The sequence below is a fragment of the Falsiroseomonas sp. genome (assembly GCF_051859025.1).
GTDB lineage: Bacteria > Pseudomonadota > Alphaproteobacteria > Acetobacterales > Acetobacteraceae > Falsiroseomonas.
In genome coordinates, this window is sequence record NZ_JBHYGL010000040.1 from 47787 (window position 1) to 70475 (window position 22689).

The window sequence follows — 22689 nt, forward strand, 5'->3', positions numbered from 1 at the left end:
TCCCGCGGGCGGCGAAAGGGGTCTGGCGTCCACGCCTATAGACTAGGGGTGGTTGGCCCCGGATTGAAGCGGGGCCGCAGGGGCGTTACGTCCCTTTCGTGGCCGCAGCGGTCGCCAGGAGCCCCCAACCCATGCTTTTCGCCATTTCCTGCACCGACAAGCCGGCCTCCCTGGCCCTGCGGATGGAAACTCGTCCCGCCCATGTGGAATATCTGAAGCAGCACGCCGCCAGCTTCGTCCTGGTCGGCCCGGTGCTGGACGCCGAGGGCAAGCCCTGCGGCAGCCTGCTGGTGGTGGATGTGGCCGACCGCGCGGCGGCCGAGGCCTTCGCCGCCGGCGACCCCTACGCCAAGGCCGGGCTGTTCGAAAGCGCGGTCATCCGCCCCTTCCGTACCGTCTTCAAGGACGGGGTCGCGGTCTGATGGGGGGCCGGTCCTATTGGCTCGTGAAGTCGGAGCCCGACGCCTTCTCCTGGGACCAGCAGGTCGCCAACGGGATCGAGCCCTGGACCGGCGTGCGCAACCACATGGCCAAGGCCAACCTCAAGGCCATGAAGACCGGCGACCGCGCCTTCTTCTACCATTCCAACATCGGGAAGGAGATCGTGGGCGTCGTGGAGGTGGCCAAGGAAGCCTACCCCGACCCCACGGTGCAGCCCGATGATCCGAAGGGGGAGTGGGTCTGCGTGGACATGAAGGCGCTGATGCCGCTGAAGACGCCCGTGACGCTGGCCGCCATCAAGGCGGATCCCTCGCTGGCGGAGATCGCCCTGGTCCGCATGTCCCGCCTGTCCGTCATGCCGATCGCGCCGGAACACTGGAAGGCGCTGTGCAAGCTGGGCGGCATCAAGGCGTGAGCGAGGTTTCCGCCTCCGAACGGGTGCTCTGCCGGGTGGACGAGATCCCGGACGGCGAAAGCCGCGGCTTCGCGCCGGCGCCGGGCGCCTTCACCGGGCTATTCGCCATCCGTCGCGGCGCCGCAGTGCTGGTCTATGTGAATTCCTGCCCGCATGTCGGCCTGCCGCTGGACCCCGCGCCGAACCGCTTCCTCGACGCGAAGCGCGCGCACATCGTCTGCTCCGCCCATGGCGCCCGCTTCCGGATCGAGGATGGCGAATGCTTCTCCGGCCCCTGCTACGGGGAGAGCCTGGAAGCCGTGCCGGTGCGGATCGACTCGGAAGGCCGCGTGATCGTGCCGGCGGAGGCGGGGCTGTAGGCCCCGCCATCATTCCGCCGCCGTCGCCACGCGGCCGCCGCGCCTGACCTGAAAACACCTTGGCGGCGCCCAACGCCCGACATGGGACATGCCCATTCTCTGTCTTGCGCCAGACACCGCGGCGCAACCCAAAGGATGGATCAGATGCGCTCCCTCTCCCGCCTGCCCCTCGCCGCCACGCTGCTCCTGATCGGTGCGGTCCCGGCCTTCGCCCAAGGGTCCAGCGGCACCGTCTCCTCCACCGCCCCCGTGGCCACGACCCGGCCCGCCGTGACGGCGCCCGCCGCGCCGGTGCAGCGCCCGGCCCAGGCGGCCAGCCAGGCGGCGACGCCCGCCAACCCCGGCGGCAGCGCCCAGGCCATCGCCCCGGCGGCGCGCCCCGCGGCGCAGGCCCAGCAGGCCCAGCCGGCCCGCCCGGCCACCCCGGCCGTGCCGCAGGCGCCCCGCGCGACCAACTGACCTCGACGACCGCTTCCCTCTCTCCCCGACTTGGCCGCCGTCCCCCCTGGGGGCGGCGGTTTTTCTTTTTCCGTCCCAAGCGTTACCGAATCCCGCTGCATCCCGGCACCGGTTGACGCATATCAAGGCCCATGGCCCATTCGGGACCTACGAACCCGCCGCAAGGCCGGATAAAGGTTGGGGACGCCCATGTCTGATGCATTGATCGCCGTGAAGCCCGAGATCGCCGCCCGCGCCCATGTGGACGCCGCGAAGTACAAGGCGATGTACGAGGCTGCCTCGGCCAGCCCAGACGCCTTCTGGGCCGAGGAATCCAAGCGCGTCGCCTGGATGAAGCCCCCGACCGTCATCAAGAACGTCGATTTCGGCGGGACCTCCGGCAAGGTCTCCATCAAGTGGTTCGAGGATGGGGTCCTCAACGTCACGGAATCCTGCCTGGACCGGCACCTGGCCACCCGCGGCGACCAGGTGGCGATCATCTGGGAAGGGGATGACCCCAACGCCGATGCCAAGGTCACCTACAGCGAGCTCCACGCCCGCGTCTGCCAGCTGGCGAACGCCATGCGCGGCATGGGCGTGCAGAAGGGCGACCGCGTCTGCATCTACCTGCCGATGATCGTGGAAGCGGCCGTCGCCATGCTGGCCTGCGCCCGCATCGGCGCGGTGCACTCCATCGTCTTCGGCGGCTTCTCCCCGGACAGCCTCTCCTCCCGCATCCAGGACAGCGACTGCGTGCTGCTGATCACGGCGGATGAGGGCCGCCGCGGCGGCCGCAAGGTGCCGCTGAAGGTCAACGCCGATGAGGCGCTGAAGACCTGCCCCTCCATCCGCAATGTCATCGTGGCCCGGAACACCGGCGGTAATGTCGCCATGCAGGAAGGCCGCGACCATTGGTGGCATGACGCCTGCGACAGCCAGCCGAAGACCGCGACGCCGGAGCCGATGGGGGCGGAGGACCCGCTGTTCATCCTCTACACCAGCGGTTCCACCGGCAAGCCGAAGGGCGTGCTGCACACCACCGGCGGCTACCTGGTCTGGGCGAGCTTCACGCACCAGAACGTCTTCGACTACCGCGATGGCGAGATCTACTGGTGCACCGCCGATGTCGGCTGGGTCACGGGCCACACCTACATCGTCTATGGCCCGCTCGCGAACGGCGCGACCACGCTGATGTTCGAGGGCGTGCCCAACTACCCGACCGTGTCGCGGTTCTGGGAGGTGATCGACAAGCACCAGGTCAACATCTTCTACACCGCCCCCACCGCCATCCGCGCCCTGATGCGGGATGGCGAGGCGCCGGTGAAGAAGACCAGCCGGAAGTCGCTCCGCATCCTGGGTTCGGTGGGGGAGCCCATCAATCCCGAAGCCTGGCTCTGGTACTATCGCCATGTCGGCGACGAACGCTGCCCGATCGTGGACACCTGGTGGCAGACGGAAACCGGCGGGATCCTGATCTCCCCCTTGCCCGGCGCCATCGCCCAGAAGCCCGGCTCCGCCACCCTGCCCCTGCCCGGCGTGAAGCCGGCGCTGGTGGATAATGACGGCGTGGTGCTGGAAGGCGCGACGGAAGGCAACCTGGTACTGACGGACAGCTGGCCTGGCCAGATGCGCACGGTCTATGGCGACCATGAACGCTTCCAGCAGACCTACTTCTCCACCTTCAAGGGCACCTACTTCACCGGCGACGGCGCGCGGCGCGATGCCGATGGCTATTACTGGATCACCGGCCGGGTGGATGACGTCATCAACGTCGCCGGCCACCGCATGGGCACGGCGGAGATCGAGAGCGCGCTGGTCGCCCATCCCAAGGTCGCCGAAGCCGCCGTCGTCGGCATGCCGCATGAGATCAAGGGCCAGGGCATCTACGCCTATGTCACGCTGAAGGCCGGCGAGGAGCCGACCGAGGCGCTGCGCAAGGAACTGGTGGCCTGGGTGCGGAAGGAGATCGGCCCCATCGCCAGCCCCGACGCCATCCAATGGGCGCCGGGCCTGCCCAAGACACGCTCCGGCAAGATCATGCGCCGCATCCTCCGCAAGATCGCGGCGAATGAGACGGATGCCTTGGGCGATACCTCCACTCTCGCCGACCCGGCGGTGGTGCAGGAACTCGTCGACAACCGGGTGGGGTGAGAGCCTCTCCCTCCCCCGCGCTTGCGGGGGAGGGTCGGGGTGGGGGATTGAACCGGCACGGCTGACCAGGTGTCATCCGGTTGGCCAGGGGGGTAGCCCTCTGCCCCTTCCCCATGGATACCTGTGCGCAACACAGGAGCTTTCCATGGACCAGCAGCCCTCTCCCCTCCCCGCTGATTTCCAGTCCCGCTACGGCGGCGCCGCGCCGGCGGTGGAGCCGCCGGTGAATGCGGTGCTGGAGACGATGCTCGGCCACCGTTCGGTCCGCGCCTATCTCCCCGATGCCCTCGCCCCGGGCGTGCTGGAAACGCTGGTCGCCGCCGCGCAATCCGCACCCACTTCCTCGAATCTCCAGGCCTGGTCCGTCGTGGCGGTGGAGGACCCCGACCGGAAGGGGCGCCTGGCGGACCTTTCCAACAGCCAGCGCTTCATCCGCCAGGCGCCGCTGTTCCTCTGCTGGGTCGCGGATTTGTCGCGCCTGACCCGGCTGGGGGAGGCGCATCAGCGGAAACTCGAAGGCCTCGACTACCTCGAGAGCTTCATGGTCGCGCTGGTGGATGCCGCGCTGGCCGCGCAGAACTGCGTGGTGGCGGCGGAGAGCCTCGGCCTCGGCACCGTCTATGTCGGCGCGCTGCGCCATCATCCCGAGAAGGTGGCGGCGGAACTCAACCTGCCCCCCAACGCCTTCGCCGCCTTCGGCCTGGCTGTCGGCCATCCGGACCCCGCGGTGCCGGGCGCGGTGAAGCCCCGCCTGCCGCAATCCCTGGTCCTGCACCGGGAGCAGTATGGGATCACCGACGAAGGCACGGCGATCGCCGGCTATGACAAGGCGCTGGGCGATTTCTCCCAGGCCGTCGGCATGGGGCAGCAGGACTGGACGCAGCGCATGATCAGCCGCGTCGGCACGGCGGCCGCGCTATCCGGCCGCGACCGCATGAAGGATGCGCTGACCGCCCTCGGTTTCGGCCTGAAGTAGACCCGGTCCAGGGTCCGGTTGGACCCTGGCGTGGGGGTGCAGGGGGAGCAGCGCTCCCCCTGCGGCAGGTCAGCGCAACGCCCCCAACGTCGCCCTTCCCGCGATCTCGAACCGGTTTGCCGGCTGCACCAGCCGGGAGAAGGTCATCGCCTGCCCGTCGGTGAGGGTGGTGCGCAGGATCACCAGGCAGGGCTGGTCCCGTGGCACTGCCAGCAGCCGCGCGAGCGCCGCGTCCGGCAGGATGGCGGTGATGGATTGCTCCATCGCCGTCGCATTCCCCGCGCGGGCCAGGTGCGCGAAGGTCGTCTCCGCCCGGTAGTCGCGCTCCAGGTATCCCGGCGCGTAGCCGGGGCGGAGCCAGCGTTCCTCCCGCTGGATCGGCGCGCCGTCGCCAAGGTGCAGGATCGCGCTGTGCGGCACCACTGCACCCGGCGCCATCACCAGCGCGGCCGCGGCTTCCGCCGGTGCCGGCAGCATCCCGAGCCGAAGCACCCGGCAGCCCCATGCCATGCCGCGCGCCGCAATCTCCTCCGCGATGTCCTGGATGGTCATCAGCCCGAAGCGCGGGCGGGCGCGGGCGACGAAAGTGCCCACCCCCTGCACTTTCCGCAGCAGCCCTTCCTGCGCCAGTTCCGCGAAGGCGCGGTTCACCGTGATGCGGCTGACGCCGAGTGCCGGGCCCAGCGCGTTCTCCGACGGGATCTTCGTATCAGGCGGCCATTCCCCGCTGAGGATGCGCCGCCGCACATGGTCCTTCACCGCCGCGTAGCGCGGCAGCGACGGATCATCGTGGCTCATCCCTTCTTGCGGTAGGCGAAGGCCTGCGCGAACCGCCCGAGGATATGTTCCCCGCAGGTCGTCGGCGGATAGTGCGGATCGGCCGCCCCCAGCGCGCGCGGATCGACGGGCGCGGAGAAATCGGGGTCGTAGAAGGTGGCGATGGACATGCGTTCATGCCCGCTGCGGTTCACCACGCGGTGCGGCGTACTGGCGAAGCGGTCATTGCTCCAGCGGCCCAGCAGATCCCCCACATTCACCACCAGCGTGCCGGGCAGCGGCGGCGCGGGGATCCAGGCGCCGGTCTGGCGTTCCCGCACTTCCAGCCCACCGCTGTCATCCTGCCACAGCAGGGTGATGCAGCCGAAATCCGTATGGGGGGCGACGCCGAAGCCATCCGTGTCGTCCGGCGCCTGGGGCGGGTAGAAGATCGCCTGGGTGCGCTGCAACGGCAGCCTGTAGTGGGGCGCGAAGAAGTCGCGATCCAGGCCCAGGCTCAGCGCCACGGCGCGCAGCAGCTTGGCCCCGCAGGCACCGATCGCGGCGAAATAGGCTTCCATCGCCGGCGCCAGTTCCGGCACCGCCGCCGGCCAGTTGTTGGGGCCGCGCAGCTTCTCCCCCGCCAGTACCGTCGCGTGGTCCGCCGGCAGATCGAGCCCGATGGAGAAGAATTCCTTCAGATCGGGCTTCTTGGCGCCTTCCATCACCGCGCCGCCGGCGGCGTGCCAGCCGCGGTGGATCAAATTGGCCTTGGTGCGCGCCTTCACCTCGGCCGGCAGCAGGAAGAAGCGGCGCGCGGCGGCCATGGCGGTGGCGATCACCGCCTCATCCACCCCGTGGTTCCGCACGTAGAAGAAGCCCGGCCCCGTGCAGGCCGCGTTGATCGCGGCCGCCACCGCTGCCTCACCATTCGGGCTGCCGAGCGGCGACAGGTCGATCACCGGCAGGCTGTTGTTTCCAAGCTGGTGCGTCATGGTGCAAGCTCCCGCCAAGGTTGGGCTTGATACGCAGGGAACGCGACCCTACGGTCATGACCTGTCATGTCAACCAGCTCCGTGCAGACGGGGCTGCAACCAGCCCCGCGCAGACGGGGTGACAAGATCACTCACGGGGAAGACGCCGGCGCGGCCCGGACGGAATTCACACCAGGCCCCAGGGCCCAGGAGATGACGATGACTGTCTTCACCCCGACCCGCCGCCAGGCGGGCATCGCCGCCGCGGCCCTGTTCGCCCCCATGCTGGCCCCCCGCTTCGCCCAGGCCAACAACCTGGAAAAGGCACGCCGCGCCGGCGAGCTGATGATCGCGACCGAGCTCCACTTCGCCCCCTTCGACTTCACCGAGGGCGGCCGCCAGGTCGGCATGAACAGCGAACTCTTCGCGGAAGTGGGCCGCGCGCTCAATCTCCGCATCCGCTTCCAGGACCTGCCCTGGCCGGGCGTGCTGCCGGGGCTGGAGGCAGGGCGCTTCGACCTGGTCGCCGGCCCCGCCACCATCACCCGCGCGCGGATGGAACGCTACCGCTTCACCGCCCCGATCGCGGACGCGACCGTCGCCCTGCTGAAGCGCGCCAACGACGCCAGCATCCAGAAGCCGGAAGACATCAACGGCAAGATCGTGGGCTCCGCCCAGGCGACGGCGCAGCTGACGCAGCTTCAGAACTTCATCGCGGCCCGCGGCCTCAACGTCCAGATCCGCGAATACCAGTCCTTCAGCGAGACCTATGCGGACCTCGCCGCCGGCCGCATCGTGGCGGTGGCGAACTCCCTGCCCAACATCGCCTATGTCGCGCAGCAGCGCCGCAACGTCTTCGCCGTGGTGAACCCGCCCTTCGGCGCCAAGGTCTATTTCGGCTATCTCGGCCGGAAGGATCCCGATACCGCACCGCTGCTCGATGCCATCGATGGCGTCATCGACGCCATGCGCACCGATGGTCGCCTAGCCGCGCTGCAGACCAAGTGGTTCGGCCAGTCCTTCGAGGTGCCGGCCCGGGTCGTCGAAGCCAACGCCTGACACGGCCGTTGGACTTTATCGCCGAAGCCCTGCCGTCCATGCTCTGGGCGGCAGGCAATACCATCTGGATCTCGGCCGTGGGCATCGCCCTCGGCCTGGTCCTCGGCGTGCCCATCGCGGTGGGGTGCGAGGCCCGCCGCGCCTGGGCGCTGGTCTATGTCAGCTTCTTCCGCGGCGTGCCGCTGCTGATCCAGCTGCTGCTGGCCTATTACGCCCTGCCCTTCGTGGGCATCGATTTGCCCGCCTGGTTCGCCGCCACCGCCACCCTCGGCCTGTGCTGCGCCGCCTATATGGCGGAGATCATCCGCGGCGGCTTCGCTTTGGTGCCGAAGGGCGGGATCGAGGCCGCGCGCCTGCTCGGCCTCACGCCCCGGCAGATCCTGCTGCGCATCCGCCTGCCCATCGCGTTGCAGGGCATGCGCCCGGCCGTGATCAATGAGGCGATCCTGATCGTGAAGGCGTCGTCGCTGATCTCCGTCGTCGGCATCCTGGAACTGACGCGAAGCGCGCAGGCCATCGCCTCCTCCACCTTCGAACCGCTGCCGGCCTATGCGCTGTGCGGGGCGATGTACCTGACGATGAACCTGCTGCTGATGACGCTCGCGCGCGGGAAGCCCGCATGATCCAGGCCCTGTCGGACAGCCTGGTCGCCGCCGCACTCGGCCTGCCGATGACGCTCGCGCTGTGGCTGGGCGGCGTCGCCATCGGCATCACCGCCGGCTTCCTGATCGGCGCGCTGCGCTTCTTCGCCCCCGGCCCCGTCACCTGGCCGCTGGTCGCGGCGGTGGAGGCGGTGCGCGGCACGCCCTTCCTGGTGCAGTGCTTTCTTCTGTATTTCGGCGGCCCCTTCGTGGGCATCGACCTCTCGCCCGTCGTGGCGGGCCTGGTCGCGCTGTCGGTCTACGGCGCCGCCTATTTCTCGGAGGTCTTCCGCGCCGGCTTCATGGCCGTGCCGCCGGGGCAGCTGGAAGCCGCGCGCATGCTGGGCCTTTCCCGCCCGCAGACGGTGCTGCGCATCATGCTGCCGGTGATGGCGCTGGCCGTGCTGCCATCCCTGGTCAACCTGGCCGTCATCCTCATCAAGGAAACCGCCGTGCTGTCCATCATCACGGTGCCGGAGCTCACCTTCCGCGTGCAGGGCGTCGGCTCCGCCACCTTCGCCTTCGCCGAGACCGCGCTGGTGCTGGCCCTGGTCTATTGGGGCCTGACGGAGGCGACCTCCTGGGCCGCCCGCGCCCTCGAACGCCGCATCGAACGCCGGATGGCCGCATGAGTCCCGTTCTCCAGGTCCGCGCCCTCGAACGCCGCGTCGGCGATGTGGAGATCCTGCGCCGCATCAGCCTGGACGTGATGCCCGGCGAGGCGATCGGCGTCATCGGCCCCAGCGGCTCCGGCAAATCATCGCTGCTGCGCTGCATCGCGGGGCTCGACCCCATCTCCGGCGGCGATGTGCTGGTGGAAGGCCGCGCGGCGACGCCGGGCGACGGCGCCATCGGCATGGTGTTCCAGCAGTTCAACCTCTGGCCTCACCTCACGGCGCGGGACAACGTCGCCCTGGCCCTGAAACTCGTCCGCAACATGCCTACCCGCGACGCGGAGGCGAAGGCGGAGGCAGCATTGACAAAAGTCGGGCTCGGCACGCTCGGCGCCCGCAAGCCCGCGGCCCTCTCCGGCGGCCAGCAGCAGCGCGTCGCCATCGCCCGCACGCTGGCGATGGAACCCCGCGTGCTGCTGTTCGACGAACCGACGGCGGCGCTGGACCCGGAACTGACCACGGAAGTGCTGGACGTGATCCGGGCACTCGCGGCCTCCGGCGTCACGATGCTGGTGGTGAGCCACGAGATGGGCTTCGTCGCCAGCCTCTCCACCCGCGTCGTCTTCCTCGACCACGGGGTGGTGGTGCAGGCGGCACCACCGGCAGAGGTCTTCGGCGGTGGGGGCGAACCGCGGGTGAAGACCTTCCTCAAGACCTACCTGGATCGGGTGGCCTGGACGAAGGATTCGTGAAAGTGGCCCGGGGAAGGCGCCGCCTTCCCCGTACCCCATCCGCCAGGGGCGAACCGCCCCTGGACCGTCGTCAGTTGGAGGCGCGCTGGGTGCCGAGGTAGTCCCGCACCGTCTCCCACGCCACGCGCTGCAGATGCGCGACCGTGTCGGCATCCAGCCCGGCCGCGTAGCGATTGCCCTCGGGATTCCGGCCGAAGACGGCAGCATAGGTCGTGGCGGCGGCCAGGTAGGTGCCGGCCAGCGACGGATGCCGCAGGTCGGACACATACAGATCAAGCCCCGGGCGCTGCGCGATCGAACGCTCGAACGCCAGGCCCGCGGGAATGACCAGCGCATTATTGGCATTGCCCACCGCGGTATAGGCGGCGGCGAGACCCGCCATCATCTCCGGCTTGTCCTTGTAGGCCCAGGACATGAAGAAGACGGGCTGCGCACCATGCCCGCGCACCGTCGCACTATGCCGCCGGGCAAAATCCTCGAACACCGGCGACAACTGCGGATGCACCGGACACAGGCTGCAATCCATCATGATCGCCAGGTCGAACAGCCGCTGCCCGGCCGGACGGAAGACGATGTTGTTGCGGACATCGAAGCCATAGCTCGCCACCGCATCAGGGCGGAAATAGCTGGCCACGTCATGCCACTGCATGTTGGACCCGCCGATCCCCACCAGCGTGGACCGGAACGGCCCCAACGGCTCCCCGCCCCGGATGAAGCCCGTCAGGTGATTGGTGATGCCGTTGTTGTAGTAGAAGAAGCTGTTGCCGATGAAGATCGCGGAAGCCGGCGCCTCCACCCGCGTCACCGCCGGGCGCACCGGTGCGGTGGCCGTTGGCGCCGTGGCGGTCTGGGCCAGCGCGGGCAGCCCCGCCATGGCCACCAGCCCACCCACCACCAGGCCCCGCAGGCCCTTCCGGAAACCGATCATGGCATGTCCCTCCCCAGGGCGCGGCGGCCCGTTCGGCCTGCCTGATCGGAAGGATAGGCACCGCCTGCCAGCCGCGTCACGCCCCCGCGTGCCGCGCCAAAAGGATCATGCGGCATAAAGATATCCTTATACCTGATGGGTCCATCTGGTCTTTCCGGCCGTTGCATGCTACCCGGCCGGCCACAACCCGTGATGCGAGAAGACCGACCCATGCCCGACGCCGCCGACTACATCATCAAGGACATCTCCCTCGCCGGCTGGGGCCGGAAGGAAATCGCGATGGCCGAGGATGAGATGCCCGGCCTGATGGCGACGCGCGCGGAATACGGCCCGAAGAAGGTGCTCAAGGGCGCCCGGGTCGCCGGCTGCCTGCACATGACCATCCAGACCGCCGTGCTGATCGAGACGCTGAAGGCGCTCGGTGCCGATGTGCGCTGGTCGTCGTGCAACATCTTCTCGACGCAGGACCACGCGGCCGCCGCGATCGCCGCGACGGGCACGCCCGTGTTCGCGATCAAGGGCGAGACGCTCCCGGAATACTGGCAGTACGTGAAGCGGACCCTGGAGTGGGCCGATGGCGGCACGCCCAACGTGCTGCTGGACGATGGCGGCGACATGACGCTGCTGGTCCATTACGGCCTGCGCGCCGAGCAGAGCGACGTGGCCTTCCTGGAGAAGCCGACGAATGAGGAAGAGGAAGTCTTCTTCGCGCTGATCAAGGACTGCCTGAAGACCAAGCCGGGCTGGTTCGCCGAGCTGGCGAAGAACATCGTCGGCGTGTCGGAGGAGACGACGACGGGCGTGCATCGCCTCTACAACATGGCGAAGGAAGGCAAGCTGCTGTTCCCGGCCATCAACGTGAACGACAGCGTCACCAAGTCGAAGTTCGACAACCTCTATGGCTGCCGTGAATCGCTGGTGGACGCCATCCGCCGCGGCACGGACGTCATGATGGCCGGCAAGGTGGCCATGGTTTGCGGCTTCGGCGACGTCGGCAAGGGCTCCGCCGCCAGCCTCCGCAACGCCGGCTGCCGCGTCATGGTCTCCGAAGTCGATCCGATCTGCGCGCTGCAGGCGGCGATGGAGGGCTATGAGGTCGTGACGATGGAGCAGGCGGCGCCGAACGCCGACATCTTCGTCACCGCCACGGGCAATGTGGACGTCATCACCGCAGACCACATGCGCGCCATGAAGCACCGCGCCATCGTCTGCAACATCGGCCACTTCGACAGCGAGATCCAGGTCGCGGCGCTGCGCAACTACAAGTGGGACAACGTGAAGCCCCAGGTGGACGAGATCGAGTTCCCCACGGGCAAGCGCATCATCCTGCTGTCCGAAGGCCGCCTGGTGAACCTCGGCAACGCCACGGGCCACCCCAGCTTCGTCATGTCCGCGTCCTTCACCAACCAGACGCTGGCGCAGATCGAGCTGTGGACCAACCCCGGCAAGTACGAGAAGAAGGTCTACGTCCTGCCGAAGCACCTGGACGAGAAGGTGGCCATGCTGCACCTCGCCAAGGTCGGCGCGACGCTGACCAAGATGTCGTCCGAGCAGGCCGCCTATATCGGCGTCGCCGAAAGCGGCCCCTTCAAGGCCGAACAGTACCGCTACTGAGTGCCCGATGGCCCGTCCCCACCCGGGGGCGGGCCTTTGCCTTGCCGGCGGCACCGCTCGCCTGTTGGCTTGCCTGCGGCAAGCCGGGGCCGCATGATCCGCGCGTTCAAGGGATACCGCCCCGCATGTGGATCTGGCTCGTCATCGCGGCAATCTTCTTCTTCCTCGTGGGCCGGCAGGCGCATGAGAACAGCCTCACCACGCGCTCCCGCGCCGCCGCCCTGGTCGGCACCCTCGCTCATGCGCTTGCGCTCATCGCGCTGGGCTGCGGCACCTTCGGCCTGTTGATGGCGATCTTCCTCGGCCTTCTCGCCCCCGCCGGTCCGCACCTCACCGGCGCCAGCCTGCGCGATGTTCTGCTCTGGAGCGCGGGCTTCCTCATCCTCGGCGCCGCACTGCTGTTCGGCGGCGGCGGCATCCGCCGGCTTGGCGGGCGCGGTGCGCCCGGGCCCACGATCGTCCGCGGGCACTGACCGGCATCGCCGCCCGGGATCGCCCCCGGGCGCCTTGCCTTCCCGCGGGGCGGGGCGACATGGGGGCGGCCCAGCCGGAGCCCAGCCGTGAGTATCCTCGCCACCCTCGCCCTGTTCGCCACTGCGCTGCTCTTCGGCGGCATGGCCTTCTTCGCCGCCCTCATCGCGCCGATGATCTTTCGGACCTTGCCGGCGGATATGGCCAGCCGCTTCATCCGCGGCGTCTTCCCACCCTACTACCTCTGGGTCCTCGCGACCTCCGCGGCCGCCTGCGTGGCGCTGTTTCCCCTGTCCAAGCCTGATGCTGGCATGATGGCGGCGATCGCGGGCCTCGCCTTCTGGCTGCGCCAGGTGCTGATGCCCCGGATCAACCTGCTCTCCGATGCCGCCAAGGCCGGCGATGCCGATGCCGGCCGCGCCTTCGACCGCGCGCACAAGCTCTCCGTCGCCGCCAACCTGCTGCAGATGATCGTCGCGGGCGTCGTCCTGGCTGGATTCGTCCTGTGAACGATCGCACCGGAAAACCGCCTATTTCCGCCGGACCGGGGATGCATTAAGCGTCTGCGCCAGTGGCGGATGCCGGTCATCCGCGCCCAGCCTGAGGGAGGACAAATCACGATGAATCGCCGTTCCATGGTGGGCGCCGCCGCCGCCGCCATTCCCGCCGCCGCCATCGCAACCCCGGCCGTGGCGCAGGCCATGCCGGAAGTGCGCTGGCGCGCCGCTTCCTCCTTCCCCCGCGTCTTCGACGTGCTCTACGGCACCTTCGACCGCATCTGCGCCCGCGTGGCACAGCTGACGGACGGCAAGTTCCGCATCCAGCCCTTCCCGGCCGGTGAGATCGTGGGCGGCCTGCAGGTGCTGGACGCCGTCCAGGCCGGCACGATCGAGGCCGGGCACACCGCCGCCTACTACTACCTCGGCAAGGAACCGGGCTTCGCCCCCTTCACCGCCATGTGCTTCGGCCTGAACACGCGGCAGATGACCGCCTGGTTCCGCCACGGCGGCGGCAACGAGTTGGCGGCGGAGCTGTTCCGCGAATACAACATCCACGGCATCACCGCGGGTGACACCGGCGCGCAGATGGGCGGCTGGTTCCGGAACGAGATCACCTCGGTGGACCAGCTCCGCGGCCTCAAGTTCCGCATCACGGGCCTGGCCGGCCAGCTCTTCACCCGCCTCGGCGCCGCGCCGACGCTGATCGCGCCGGCGGACATCTATCCGTCACTGGAGCGTGGCGTGATCGACGCCGCCGAATTCGTCGGCCCGCATGACGACGAACGCGCCAACTACGTCCGCGTGGCCCGCTTCTACTACGCCCCGGGGTTCTGGGAGCCGGGTGCCCGCCTGCACTTCATCTCCAACCAGCGCGCCTATGCGGCGCTGCCGGACCTCTACAAGCACGCGCTCGACGTCGCCTGCGCGGAAGCGGATTCGGACATGGTCGCCCGCTACGACCACCTGAACCCGCAGGCACTGCGCCGCCTGGTCGCCGCCGGCGCCCAGCTGCGCTTCTGGCCGCGCCCCATCCTGGAAGCCGCCTGGCGCGCGAATGAGGAGATGGTGGCCGATATCGGGCGCCAGAACGCCCGCTTCGCCCGCATCATGGAAAGCTACAACCGCTTCCGGACCGAGCAGTTCCAGTGGTTCCGGATCGCCGAGAACAGCTACGACAACTTCGCCTTCAGCGCGGCCCAGACGGTACGCTGAGCAACCAAGGGGGGATCCCGGCCCGGGTCCCCCCTGACCATCCCCGGGCCGAACCGCCTTGAGGGGGCTGCCCCATGCGGATCGCCTGTTTCCTGCTGCTGCTGTCCCTGCCCGGCGTGACGCCGGCGCGGGCTGACCATGACCCCACCCTGCTGCGCGACCACGGCATCGTGCTGATGCGCCATGGCGGCGCCATCCCCGCCCCACCGGGCACCCTAGCCCCCGTTCCCGGCTGCGATCCCGGCGCCGTGTTGACGGAAATGGGGCGGGAGGAGATGCGCCGGTGGGGCCTGGCGTTGCGCCAGGCGGGAATGCCGCCCGTCACGCTGGTGACGTCCCACCAATGCTCGGCCTGGGAAACGGCCATGCTGCTCGACCTCGGCCCCGTCATCCCCGATGCCGCGCTGGATCCCTGGGACAGGGCGGAAGCCGCCACCCGCGGCGAACAGCTGCGCCAGCATGTCATCAGCCTGGAACGCGCCCGCCGGCAGGGCGCGGGGGCCGTCATCCTCGTCACCCACCGCGCGAACATCCTGGCGGTGACGGGGATCGAGGCGGCGCACGGCGAATTGCTGATGCTGCGGGCGGACCGCGGCAGCCTCGGCCTGCTGGGCCGCCTGCAGATGGAATAGCCAGCGGCCGCCGCGCCCTGTATTGCACCGCCCGCCCCGCCCGGAGTGTCCCGCGCCCATGGATGCCGCCACCCTGTTCTCCGCCCTCCTCATGGGCATCGTGGAGGGCATCACCGAATTCCTGCCCATCTCCTCCACCGGGCACCTGATCCTGCTGGGGGAACTGCTCGGCTTCCAGGGCCCGCCCGGCAAGACCTTCGAGATCGTCATCCAGCTCGGCGCCATCCTGGCCGTGGTGGTCGTGTTCTGGCCCACCCTGGTATCCCTGGTGACGAAGGCCTGGCGCCCGGGGCCGGAGCGCTTCTACGCCATCAACCTGCTGCTGGCCTTCCTGCCGGCGGCCGCCATCGGCGCCACGCTGCACGGCACCATCACGCGCCTGCTGTTCAGCCCCTGGGTCGTGTGCTTCGCCCTCATCATCGGCGGCATCGCCATCATCGCGATCGAGCGGCTGCGCCACACCCCCACCATCCATTCCGTGCCGCAGATCGGGCCGCTGGCTGCGCTCATCATCGGCTTCGGCCAGGCGCTGGCGATGATCCCGGGCACCTCGCGGTCCGGCGCCACCATCATCACCGCGCTGCTGATCGGGGTGGACCGCAAGGTGGCGGCGGAATTCTCCTTCGTCCTCGCCATCCCCACCATGGTCGCCGCCACCGCCTTCAGCCTGTTCAAGGCGCGGGCGGAGCTGGAATTCTCCAGCTTCGCCCAGATCGGCGTGGGCTTCGTGACGGCCTTCGTGGTGGCGCTTGTCGTCGTGCGCTGGGTGATGGGGGTGATCGGCCGCATCGGCTTCACCCCCTTCGGCTGGTACCGCATCGCGCTCGGCAGCGTCATGCTGGTGTTTCTGCTGGTGCGATGACGCGCGGCGATCGTTCCGCCGCATGGCAATGCTTGTGCCAAGCTGCGCGGACGTTCATCTTCCGGTGAATTCACCGTTCGATCCGGAATCCTGGTTGATGCGCCGTAGCACCCTGCTTGCCCTGCCGATCGGCCTGCTGCTGGCCCAGCCGGCTGCGGCCCAGCATTGGAACGACAGCGGCCCTGGCCGCGACCTGATGAGTTCAACGGCCCAGGATTTCGACAGCTTCCGCCAGCGGATGCCGGCCCAGCCGCGCTTCACGCCCACGGCGCCCGGCATGGCTGCCACCACGGCCGCGCCCCGCGGCCCGATCCCGATCCTGGACTGGGTGCCGCCGCCGCCCGTGCCGGCCACCGCGACGCCCGCGCGCCGCACCGGCAGCAGCACCGTCCGCCGCGCCCGCGCCCCGGCCCCCCCGGCGGCACAGGAACCCGTCTTCCGGGAGCCCGCGCCCGCCGCCCTGCCGGCCAGCACCACCAATGACGCAGAGCGTTCACTGGCGGAGCGGGAGCGGGAGCTCGACCGCCTGCGCCGGATCCTCGAAGAAGACCGCCTGCGCTACCAGCGCCGCCAGCAGCCGCAGCTGCAATAGAGGTCAGCCGCAGCTGCAATAGGGGCGGGCCGAAGCCCACCCCGTCCAGACGTCAGGCCGTGACGTAGTCGGCCTCGGTCTTCGCGCGGATCTCCTCCGCGCTCACGCCCGGCGCCGTCTCCAGCAGCCGCATGGCGCCATCGCCCTTCTTGTCGATGGCGAAGACGCCGAGGTCCGTCACCACCAGATCCACCACGCGGCGGCCCGTCAGCGGCAGATTGCAGGCCTTGAGAAGCTTCGCGGAAGAACCGGCGGTGTGCTCCATCAGCACGATCACCTTCTTCACGCCGGCGACCAGGTCCATCGCGCCGCCCATCCCCTTCACCATCTTGCCGGGGATCATCCAGTTCGCGAGGTCGCCATTCTGCGCCACCTGCAGCGCGCCCAGGATGGACAGGTCGATATGCCCGCCACGGATCATCCCGAAGCTCTGCGCGCTGTCGAAGAAGCTGCTGGTGGGCAGGGCGGTGATGGTCTGCTTGCCGGCATTGATGAGGTCCGGGTCCTCCTCCCCCTCATAGGGGAAGGGGCCGAGGCCCAGCATGCCGTTCTCCGACTGCAGCTGCACCGTCATGCCATCCGGCACGTGGTTCGCCACCAGCGTCGGGATGCCGATGCCGAGATTGACGTAGAAGCCGTCCTGCAGTTCGCGCGCGGCGCGCGCGGCCATCTGGTCGCGGGTCCAGGGCATGTCGTGGCGCTCCTCAGGCCTGGGATTCAGCGCCGGCGGCGGCAGCCGGGGCACGCTTGCGGACGGTGCGCTGTTCGATGCGCTTCTCGAAATCGGGCGGGCAGACCACCAGGCGCTTCACGAAGATGCCGGGGGTGTGGATGTGGTCCGGGTCGATCTCCCCGGGCCTCACCAGGTGTTCCACCTGCGCCACCGTCACGCGCGCCGCGCTGGCCATGATCGGATTGAAGTTCCGCGCAGTCTTCCGATAGACGAGGTTGCCCTCATGGTCGCCCTTGTAGGCGTGGATGATGGCGAGGTCGGCGAACAACCCGCGCTCCATCACATAGTGCTCGCCATCGAATTCCCGGACCTCCTTCCCCTCCGCCACCGCCGTGCCGTAGCCGGTCTTGGTGAAGAAGGCGGGGATGCCGGCGCCGCCGGCGCGGATGCGTTCCGCCAGCGTGCCCTGCGGGTTGAATTCGATCTCCAATTCGCCGGCCAGGTACTGCTTCGCGAAGGTCGCGTTCTCACCGACATAGCTGCTGATCATCTTGCGGATCTGGCGCGTGTGCAGCAGCAGGCCGAGCCCCGCATCGTCGATCCCCGCATTGTTGGAGATGACGGTGAGGCCCTTCACCCCGCTTTCCCGGATCGCCTCGATCAGCAGGGACGGGATGCCGGAGATGCCGAAGCCGCCCGACATGATGGTCATGTCGTCGCGCAGCACGCCGGCCAACGCCGCCTTCGCATCCGGATGGATCTTTCGCATCGCGCTCTCCCGCCCGCGGCCGCCGAATACGGCGGCCCGTGATGGCGCGAAACTATGCGGCGCGGAGCTTTACGGAAAGGGGGTTGGGGGAGGCTTGCGCAGCCTTCCAGGCGCCGCTATAGGGCGCGCCTCGCCACGGTGCGGGGCCATAGCTCAGTTGGTAGAGCGCTTGAATGGCATTCAAGAGGTCAGGGGTTCGACTCCCCTTGGCTCCACCAGTTCGATGAAGACGCCCGCCGGCATGGCGGGCGTCTTTTTCGTTTTGGGGGACCGGTTCGTTTGGGGGACCGGTTCGTTCGGGGGAACGGGGTGGGCTACCCGATCCCGACCACGCGCCAGGCCGCTTCGGCGCCATTCGGCTCCCGGATGGTCAGCACCTCCCCCGGCCGCGGCATGCCGAGGTGCAGGATGCGGTGCATGGGCGCATCCGGCGCGGCCGCCGCATCGGCGAAGAAGCGCAGCGACCAGCCATCCTCGTCATGCGTCACGTCGCCCGCCATGGGGGGCTTCCCCGCGGCTTCGTAGCGGGCGGGCCAGGGGGCGGGATCGGCCAGCCAGGCGCCCGCATCGGGCTGCCCCTGGCCGTCCAGCGCGATCGCGAAGACGATGCGCGCGGGTTCGTCCCCCGCCCCCGTTCCCGGGCTCCAGGTCATCACCAGCGTGACGTCAACCAGCTTGGCGGCGCTCACCCTCTATCCCTTCCTGGACTATCCAGAGGGGAGGCGAACGCGCGCCCCGCCCCAGGGTTCGGCAGGGGCCGGCCGATCAGATCGCCACCCGCACGCCGAGCTCGACCACGCGGTCCGACGGGATGCGGAAGAATTCCGTGGCCGGCACGGCATTGCGGCTCAGCGTCGTGAAGATCCATTGCCGCCAGCGTGGCATCTTCGGCACGGCGGCCGCCACCACCGTCTCCCGCCCCAGGAAGTAGCTGGCCTGCATCGGCTCGAACGCGATGCCGATGTCGCGCAGCGCCTCCAGCTCCCGCGGGATGTGGGGGCTTTCCTGGAAGCCGTAGCGCAGGATCACGCGGTGGATGTCGGGGGCCAGTTCCGTCACCTCCCGCCGCTGCTCGACGCGGGGGATGTCCTCGTTGATGACGGTGACGAACAGGACCCGTTCGTGCAGCACCTTGTTGTGCTTGAGGTTGTGCAGCAGCGCCCCGGGGACGAGATCCGCCTGCCCGGTCATGAACACCGCGATGCCGGGCACCCGGATGGTGCGCGATTGCGGCAGGCGGGCGATGAAGGATTTCAGCGGCAGGCTGTCCTGCCGGAAGCGCAGGAACAGCAGATCCCGCCCCTGCCGCCAGGTCAGCATCAGGGTGAAGGTCAGGATGCCCAGCAGCAGCGGCACATAGCCGCCCTCCGGGATCTTCAGCGCGGTGGAGATGAAGTAGGCGAGGTCGAGCATCAACAGCGGCCCGAACACGGCGATGACCAGCAGCAGCGGCCAGCCATAGGCCCGCCGGAACACCAGCATGGCCAGGCAGGAGGTCGCCAGGAAGGTGCCCGTGACCGCCAGGCCATAGGCCGCCGCCAGGCTGTCGCTGGTCTTGAATTCCAGCACCAGGATGATGACGCCGATCAGCAGCATCATGTTGACCTGGGGCATGTAGATCTGGCCCTGCTCCGTCTCGCTGGTGTGGCGAACCTCCAGCCGCGGCACGAAGCCCAGCTGGACGCATTGCCGCGCGATGGAGAAGGCGCCGGAGATCATCGCCTGGCTGGCGATGATGGTGGCGGCCGTCGCCAGGATCACCAGCGGCAGGCGCAGCCATTCGGGCGCCAGCAGGAAGAAGGGATTCGCGATCGATTCCGGCTCGGACAGCAGCAGGGCGCCCTGGCCGAAATAATTCAGCGCCAAGGCCGGCAGCACGAAGGCGGCCCAGGCCAGCTGGATGGGCTTGCGGCCGAAATGGCCCATATCGGCGTACAGCGCCTCCGCCCCCGTCACCGCCAGGACGACGGAGCCGAAGGCGATGAAGGCGGCCAGCTTGTAGTAGGCGCAGAAGGTGATGGCGTGGTGCGGCGACAGCGCCGCCAGCACTTCCGGCTCCTTGATCACCTCGATCAGCCCCAGCAGGCCGATAGTCCCGAACCACAGGGCGCAGATCGGCCCGAAGATCTTGCCCATGGTGGCGGTACCCCGCCACTGCACCAGGAAAAGCGCGATGAGGATGCCGAGCGCGATCGGCACCACCGCTTCCTCGAAATGCGGCGAGATGACCTTGAGCCCCTCCACCGCGGAGAGGACGGAGATGGCCGGGGTGATGATGCCATCCCCGAAGAACAGGCTGGCGCCGATGATGCCGAGCACGGCAACCCACCAGCGCCCCCGTGGCGTCCGGGTATGGCGTTGCGCCAGCGCCATCAGGGCGAGGATCCCGCCTTCCCCCCGGTTGTCCGCCCGCAGCACGAAGATGACGTATTTCACCGTCACCGTGAGGATGAGGGACCAGAAGATCAGGCTGAGGATGCCCAGGATCTCCCACCGCTCGATCCCGTCGGCGGAGAAATGCAGCAGGGCGGCGCGGAGGGCGTAAAGCGGGCTGGTGCCGATGTCGCCATAGACGATGCCCAGCACGCCGATCAGGGCGGCCAGCGTCACGGGACGTTCGGCCGCGGGGGAATGGCTCAAGGGTGCGCTCCAGTGGCGGAACGCGGCGAGGCATAGGCCCGGCGGGTGGGGGGGCGCAAGCGCGCCGTCCTCCGCCGGCCATGTGCCATCAACGAGCCAGCCTCAATGCCCCCGAAGGATCTGGCTGAGGAACAGCTTCAGGCGATCCGTCTTCGGGTCGCTGAACAGGCTCTCCGGCTCCCCGCTCTCCACGATCTCGCCCCGGTCCATGAACACCACGCGGTCCGCCACCTGGCGGGCGAAGCCCATCTCATGCGTCACGCAGATCATGGTCATGCCGGTGGAGGCCAGCATCACCATGGTGTCGAGCACTTCCTTGATCATCTCGGGGTCGAGCGCCGAGGTCGGTTCGTCGAACAGCATGATCTTGGGCTTCATGCACAGCGCGCGCGCGATGGCGACGCGCTGCTGCTGGCCGCCGGAAAGCTGGCCCGGATACTTCTTCGCCTGCTCCGGGATGCGCACCCGGGTCAGGTATTCCATCGCCAGCTCCTCGGCCTCCTTCTTCGGCATCCGGCGCACCCAGATCGGCGCCAGGGTGCAGTTTTCGAGGATGGTGAGATGCGGGAACAGGTTGAACGACTGGAACACCATGCCGACCTCGCGGCGAATGGCGTCGAGGGATCGGAGGTCGTCCGACAGCTCGATCCCATCCACCAGGATCTTGCCTTCCTGGTGCGTCTCCAGCCGGTTGATGCAGCGGATCAGGGTGGATTTGCCGGAACCGGACGGCCCGCAGACCACCACGCGTTCGCCGGTGGCGACGGAGAGGTTGACGTCGCGCAGCACATGCAGCGCGCCGAACCACTTGTTGACGCCTTCCAGCACGATCGCCGGCGGCGCATCCGTCCGCATGGCGGAGGCGATCTGGGCCTCGGTCTCGATGGTCTCGCTCATTGTGTCTTTCCCTGTCTTCCGGCACCCGGCTTGGTCGGCGTGGTCATCACGGGCCCAGGTTGCCCCGGGCCTGCCGCTACCGCCGCCGATGCCGGTTGAGTTCGCGTTCCAGATCCTGGCTGTACTTCGACATGGCGAAGCAGAACACCAGGTAGATGAGGCCGATGGTGATGTAGACCTCGATCCCGAAGCCCTGCCAGGCAGGTTCCACGATCGCGGTCTTGCCCGCCGTCAGCAGGTCGAAGATGCCGATGATCAGCACCAGCGACGTGTCCTTGAAGAAGCCGATGAAGGTGTTCACCAGCGGCGGGATCACCAGCCGCAGCGCCTGCGGCAGGATGATGAAGCCGGTCTTCTGCCAGTAGGAAAGGCCGAGCGCATCCGCCGCCTCATACTGCCCCCGCGGCAGGGTCTGGAGGCCGGCGCGCACCACTTCGGCCAGGTAGGCGCCCGCGAAAAGCGTGATCGCCACCTGCGCACGCAGCAGCTTGTCGATGTTCATGCCCTCCGGCAGGAACAGCGGAAACATGACGCTGGCCATGAACAGCAGGCTGATCAGCGGCACGCCGCGGATCAGTTCCACATACAGCACGCAGAGCGTCTTGATCGCCGGCAGCTTCGACCGCCGGCCGAGCGCCACCAGCACCGCCAGCGGGAAGGCGAAGGCGAGGCCGAAGGTGGACAGGATCAGCGTGATGGGCAGCCCGCCCCAGCGTTCCTGCGGGACATAGGTCAGGCCGAAGACGCCGCCCCACATCAGGATGCCGATCGCGGTCAGCGTGCCGACCCAGATCGGGATCAGCCGCCAGTTCCAGAAGCGGCGCAGCGCGGAGACGATGTAGAGCGCGACGAACAGCACGCAGACCAGCAGCGGCCGCCAATGTTCCTCATAGGGATAGGTGCCGAACAGGATGAAGCGGTGCTTTTCCGTCACCACCGCCCAGCAGGCGCCAACGCCCTTGATCTCCCGGCACGCCTGGGTCTGCGCCTGGCCGTTCACCACCGGGACGGACCAGATGGCGTTGAGGAAGGCCCAGTCCACGAAGCCGATGGTCCAGCGCACCACCAGGTAGCCCAGCGCCAGGGTGATGGCGGTGTTGATCCAGGATGAGAACAGGTTCATCCGCGCCCAGGCGACGATGCCCGTGGTGGCAACGGGCGGCTGCCGGCGCTCGGCGCCGGGCTGGTGCGGCACGGCCGTGTTGGCGGTGATGTCGCTCATGGCTCAGCGCTCCACCAAGGCGATGCGGGCGTTGCGCCCGAAGCGCACGGGGAAGGTGCGCCGCAAGGCGCACGGGGAAAAGGACAACGCGCTGCGGCCCT

The 22689-nt window shown here is 68.8% G+C and carries 26 protein-coding genes and 1 tRNA gene; 18 read left to right on the forward strand and 9 right to left on the reverse strand.

All coding sequences use genetic code 11. The features are described 5' to 3' along the window. Positions 1-131 precede the first annotated feature (131 nt). The 6 genes from ACTIE5_RS27420 (at position 132) to ACTIE5_RS27445 (ending at position 4780) form a co-directional block, all read left to right on the forward strand. Positions 132-422 carry a YciI family protein gene (locus ACTIE5_RS27420; protein WP_439552918.1) on the forward strand — a complete coding sequence of 97 codons (291 nt, stop codon included), beginning with the start codon at positions 132-134 and terminating at the stop codon, positions 420-422. Further along, a complete protein-coding gene (locus ACTIE5_RS27425; protein WP_439552919.1) occupies positions 422-856 on the forward strand; it encodes an EVE domain-containing protein in 435 nt (144 codons plus the stop codon). The genes ACTIE5_RS27420 and ACTIE5_RS27425 overlap by 1 nt, the downstream gene beginning before the upstream one ends. Further along, positions 853-1215, forward strand: a complete 363-nt coding sequence (locus ACTIE5_RS27430) for a Rieske (2Fe-2S) protein (protein WP_439552920.1) — start codon at positions 853-855, stop codon at positions 1213-1215. The genes ACTIE5_RS27425 and ACTIE5_RS27430 overlap by 4 nt, the downstream gene beginning before the upstream one ends. A gap of 144 nt (positions 1216-1359) precedes the next feature. Next, positions 1360-1674 (forward strand): hypothetical protein, encoded by a 315-nt coding sequence (locus tag ACTIE5_RS27435; protein WP_439552921.1) that lies wholly within the window; start codon positions 1360-1362, stop codon positions 1672-1674. A gap of 189 nt (positions 1675-1863) precedes the next feature. Next, positions 1864-3804, forward strand: coding sequence for an acetate--CoA ligase (gene acs / locus ACTIE5_RS27440; RefSeq protein ID WP_439552922.1), 1941 nt, complete (start codon positions 1864-1866; stop codon positions 3802-3804). A gap of 145 nt (positions 3805-3949) precedes the next feature. Beyond that, positions 3950-4780 carry an NADPH-dependent oxidoreductase gene (locus ACTIE5_RS27445; protein ID WP_439552923.1) on the forward strand — a complete coding sequence of 277 codons (831 nt, stop codon included), beginning with the start codon at positions 3950-3952 and terminating at the stop codon, positions 4778-4780. Between the two features lie 69 nt (positions 4781-4849). Here the strand turns inward: ACTIE5_RS27445 and ACTIE5_RS27450 are convergent, their stop codons facing one another. Continuing rightward, a complete protein-coding gene (locus ACTIE5_RS27450) occupies positions 4850-5578 on the reverse strand; it encodes a UTRA domain-containing protein (protein ID WP_439552924.1) in 729 nt (242 codons plus the stop codon). Continuing rightward, complete coding sequence (locus ACTIE5_RS27455) at positions 5575-6531, reverse strand: isopenicillin N synthase family dioxygenase (RefSeq protein WP_439552925.1); 957 nt, start codon at positions 6529-6531, stop codon at positions 5575-5577. Before ACTIE5_RS27455 ends, ACTIE5_RS27450 begins: the two co-directional genes overlap by 4 nt. Positions 6532-6729: 198 nt before the next feature. On the opposite strand from ACTIE5_RS27455, the gene ACTIE5_RS27460 reads away from it, so the two are divergent. From ACTIE5_RS27460 to ACTIE5_RS27475, 4 genes are read left to right on the forward strand one after another with little or no spacing between them, the layout of a single operon-like run. Further along, positions 6730-7569 carry a transporter substrate-binding domain-containing protein gene (locus tag ACTIE5_RS27460; protein WP_439552926.1) on the forward strand — a complete coding sequence of 280 codons (840 nt, stop codon included), beginning with the start codon at positions 6730-6732 and terminating at the stop codon, positions 7567-7569. An 8-nt stretch (positions 7570-7577) separates the two neighbouring features. Then, on the forward strand, positions 7578-8192 hold the full coding sequence (locus ACTIE5_RS27465; RefSeq protein WP_439552927.1) for an amino acid ABC transporter permease: 615 nt from the start codon (positions 7578-7580) through the stop codon (positions 8190-8192). Continuing rightward, positions 8189-8842, forward strand: a complete 654-nt coding sequence (locus tag ACTIE5_RS27470; protein ID WP_439552928.1) for an amino acid ABC transporter permease — start codon at positions 8189-8191, stop codon at positions 8840-8842. The genes ACTIE5_RS27465 and ACTIE5_RS27470 overlap by 4 nt, the downstream gene beginning before the upstream one ends. After that, positions 8839-9576: an amino acid ABC transporter ATP-binding protein gene (locus ACTIE5_RS27475; RefSeq protein WP_439552929.1), complete on the forward strand. Its 738-nt coding sequence runs from the start codon at positions 8839-8841 to the stop codon at positions 9574-9576. Before ACTIE5_RS27470 ends, ACTIE5_RS27475 begins: the two co-directional genes overlap by 4 nt. A 70-nt stretch (positions 9577-9646) precedes the next feature. On the opposite strand, the gene ACTIE5_RS27480 is transcribed toward ACTIE5_RS27475, so the two are convergent. Beyond that, complete coding sequence (locus tag ACTIE5_RS27480) at positions 9647-10504, reverse strand: hypothetical protein (protein ID WP_439552930.1); 858 nt, start codon at positions 10502-10504, stop codon at positions 9647-9649. 210 nt (positions 10505-10714) lie between these two features. Here ACTIE5_RS27480 and ahcY point away from each other — a divergent pair, with 210 nt between their 5' ends. From ahcY to ACTIE5_RS27515, 7 genes are all read left to right on the forward strand, one after another. Further along, complete coding sequence (gene ahcY / locus ACTIE5_RS27485; RefSeq protein WP_439552931.1) at positions 10715-12118, forward strand: adenosylhomocysteinase; 1404 nt, start codon at positions 10715-10717, stop codon at positions 12116-12118. Positions 12119-12243: 125 nt separating this feature from the next. Further along, positions 12244-12591, forward strand: a complete 348-nt coding sequence (locus tag ACTIE5_RS27490) for a hypothetical protein (protein WP_439552932.1) — start codon at positions 12244-12246, stop codon at positions 12589-12591. Positions 12592-12678: 87 nt separating this feature from the next. Further along, positions 12679-13098 (forward strand): DUF4149 domain-containing protein, encoded by a 420-nt coding sequence (locus tag ACTIE5_RS27495; RefSeq protein ID WP_439552933.1) that lies wholly within the window; start codon positions 12679-12681, stop codon positions 13096-13098. A 111-nt stretch (positions 13099-13209) separates the two neighbouring features. Beyond that, positions 13210-14301, forward strand: coding sequence for a TRAP transporter substrate-binding protein (locus ACTIE5_RS27500; protein ID WP_439552934.1), 1092 nt, complete (start codon positions 13210-13212; stop codon positions 14299-14301). Positions 14302-14375: 74 nt separating this feature from the next. After that, complete coding sequence (locus ACTIE5_RS27505; protein ID WP_439552935.1) at positions 14376-14933, forward strand: hypothetical protein; 558 nt, start codon at positions 14376-14378, stop codon at positions 14931-14933. Between the two features lie 58 nt (positions 14934-14991). After that, positions 14992-15795: an undecaprenyl-diphosphate phosphatase gene (locus tag ACTIE5_RS27510; RefSeq protein WP_439552936.1), complete on the forward strand. Its 804-nt coding sequence runs from the start codon at positions 14992-14994 to the stop codon at positions 15793-15795. A gap of 97 nt (positions 15796-15892) precedes the next feature. Next, the gene (locus ACTIE5_RS27515) at positions 15893-16387 is read left to right on the forward strand and encodes a hypothetical protein (protein WP_439552937.1); all 495 of its coding nucleotides are present in this window, start codon (positions 15893-15895) and stop codon (positions 16385-16387) included. A gap of 52 nt (positions 16388-16439) precedes the next feature. Here ACTIE5_RS27515 and ACTIE5_RS27520 read toward each other — a convergent pair whose 3' ends face one another. Both ACTIE5_RS27520 and ACTIE5_RS27525 read right to left on the reverse strand, forming a co-directional pair. Then, positions 16440-17078, reverse strand: a complete 639-nt coding sequence (locus ACTIE5_RS27520) for a CoA transferase subunit B (protein WP_439552938.1) — start codon at positions 17076-17078, stop codon at positions 16440-16442. A 13-nt stretch (positions 17079-17091) separates the two neighbouring features. Then, positions 17092-17829 (reverse strand): CoA transferase subunit A, encoded by a 738-nt coding sequence (locus ACTIE5_RS27525; RefSeq protein ID WP_439552939.1) that lies wholly within the window; start codon positions 17827-17829, stop codon positions 17092-17094. Positions 17830-17971: 142 nt separating this feature from the next. On the opposite strand from ACTIE5_RS27525, the gene ACTIE5_RS27530 reads away from it, so the two are divergent. Beyond that, a tRNA-Ala gene (locus tag ACTIE5_RS27530) sits at positions 17972-18047 on the forward strand. Between the two features lie 96 nt (positions 18048-18143). Here ACTIE5_RS27530 and ACTIE5_RS27535 read toward each other — a convergent pair. From ACTIE5_RS27535 to ACTIE5_RS27550, 4 genes are all read right to left on the reverse strand, one after another. Further along, a complete protein-coding gene (locus ACTIE5_RS27535; RefSeq protein WP_439552940.1) occupies positions 18144-18518 on the reverse strand; it encodes a hypothetical protein in 375 nt (124 codons plus the stop codon). Between the two features lie 76 nt (positions 18519-18594). Next, positions 18595-20469 (reverse strand): potassium transporter Kup, encoded by a 1875-nt coding sequence (locus tag ACTIE5_RS27540; protein WP_439552941.1) that lies wholly within the window; start codon positions 20467-20469, stop codon positions 18595-18597. Between the two features lie 102 nt (positions 20470-20571). Continuing rightward, the gene (locus ACTIE5_RS27545) at positions 20572-21366 is read right to left on the reverse strand and encodes an amino acid ABC transporter ATP-binding protein (RefSeq protein ID WP_408735401.1); all 795 of its coding nucleotides are present in this window, start codon (positions 21364-21366) and stop codon (positions 20572-20574) included. Positions 21367-21442: 76 nt separating this feature from the next. Further along, a complete protein-coding gene (locus ACTIE5_RS27550) occupies positions 21443-22588 on the reverse strand; it encodes an amino acid ABC transporter permease (protein WP_439552942.1) in 1146 nt (381 codons plus the stop codon). Positions 22589-22689: the final 101 nt, after the last annotated feature.

What these genes read in the sequence shown, in the direction of transcription:
- ACTIE5_RS27475 (WP_439552929.1), top strand. Translation starts at nt 8,839, where the DNA reads ATGAGTCCCGTTCTCCAGGTCCGCGCCCTCGAACGCCGCGTCGGCGAT.
- ACTIE5_RS27520 (WP_439552938.1), bottom strand. Translation starts at nt 17,078, where the DNA reads ATGCCCTGGACCCGCGACCAGATGGCCGCGCGCGCCGCGCGCGAACTG.
- acs (WP_439552922.1), top strand. Translation starts at nt 1,864, where the DNA reads ATGTCTGATGCATTGATCGCCGTGAAGCCCGAGATCGCCGCCCGCGCC.
- ACTIE5_RS27550 (WP_439552942.1), bottom strand. Translation starts at nt 22,588, where the DNA reads ATGAGCGACATCACCGCCAACACGGCCGTGCCGCACCAGCCCGGCGCC.
- ACTIE5_RS27460 (WP_439552926.1), top strand. Translation starts at nt 6,730, where the DNA reads ATGACTGTCTTCACCCCGACCCGCCGCCAGGCGGGCATCGCCGCCGCG.
- ACTIE5_RS27450 (WP_439552924.1), bottom strand. Translation starts at nt 5,578, where the DNA reads ATGAGCCACGATGATCCGTCGCTGCCGCGCTACGCGGCGGTGAAGGAC.
- ACTIE5_RS27510 (WP_439552936.1), top strand. Translation starts at nt 14,992, where the DNA reads ATGGATGCCGCCACCCTGTTCTCCGCCCTCCTCATGGGCATCGTGGAG.
- ACTIE5_RS27515 (WP_439552937.1), top strand. Translation starts at nt 15,893, where the DNA reads ATGCGCCGTAGCACCCTGCTTGCCCTGCCGATCGGCCTGCTGCTGGCC.
- ACTIE5_RS27455 (WP_439552925.1), bottom strand. Translation starts at nt 6,531, where the DNA reads ATGACGCACCAGCTTGGAAACAACAGCCTGCCGGTGATCGACCTGTCG.
- ACTIE5_RS27445 (WP_439552923.1), top strand. Translation starts at nt 3,950, where the DNA reads ATGGACCAGCAGCCCTCTCCCCTCCCCGCTGATTTCCAGTCCCGCTAC.
- ACTIE5_RS27425 (WP_439552919.1), top strand. Translation starts at nt 422, where the DNA reads ATGGGGGGCCGGTCCTATTGGCTCGTGAAGTCGGAGCCCGACGCCTTC.
- ACTIE5_RS27435 (WP_439552921.1), top strand. Translation starts at nt 1,360, where the DNA reads ATGCGCTCCCTCTCCCGCCTGCCCCTCGCCGCCACGCTGCTCCTGATC.
- ACTIE5_RS27470 (WP_439552928.1), top strand. Translation starts at nt 8,189, where the DNA reads ATGATCCAGGCCCTGTCGGACAGCCTGGTCGCCGCCGCACTCGGCCTG.
- ACTIE5_RS27505 (WP_439552935.1), top strand. Translation starts at nt 14,376, where the DNA reads ATGCGGATCGCCTGTTTCCTGCTGCTGCTGTCCCTGCCCGGCGTGACG.
- ACTIE5_RS27500 (WP_439552934.1), top strand. Translation starts at nt 13,210, where the DNA reads ATGAATCGCCGTTCCATGGTGGGCGCCGCCGCCGCCGCCATTCCCGCC.
- ACTIE5_RS27545 (WP_408735401.1), bottom strand. Translation starts at nt 21,366, where the DNA reads ATGAGCGAGACCATCGAGACCGAGGCCCAGATCGCCTCCGCCATGCGG.
- ACTIE5_RS27525 (WP_439552939.1), bottom strand. Translation starts at nt 17,829, where the DNA reads ATGCGAAAGATCCATCCGGATGCGAAGGCGGCGTTGGCCGGCGTGCTG.
- ahcY (WP_439552931.1), top strand. Translation starts at nt 10,715, where the DNA reads ATGCCCGACGCCGCCGACTACATCATCAAGGACATCTCCCTCGCCGGC.
- ACTIE5_RS27490 (WP_439552932.1), top strand. Translation starts at nt 12,244, where the DNA reads ATGTGGATCTGGCTCGTCATCGCGGCAATCTTCTTCTTCCTCGTGGGC.
- ACTIE5_RS27480 (WP_439552930.1), bottom strand. Translation starts at nt 10,504, where the DNA reads ATGATCGGTTTCCGGAAGGGCCTGCGGGGCCTGGTGGTGGGTGGGCTG.
- ACTIE5_RS27420 (WP_439552918.1), top strand. Translation starts at nt 132, where the DNA reads ATGCTTTTCGCCATTTCCTGCACCGACAAGCCGGCCTCCCTGGCCCTG.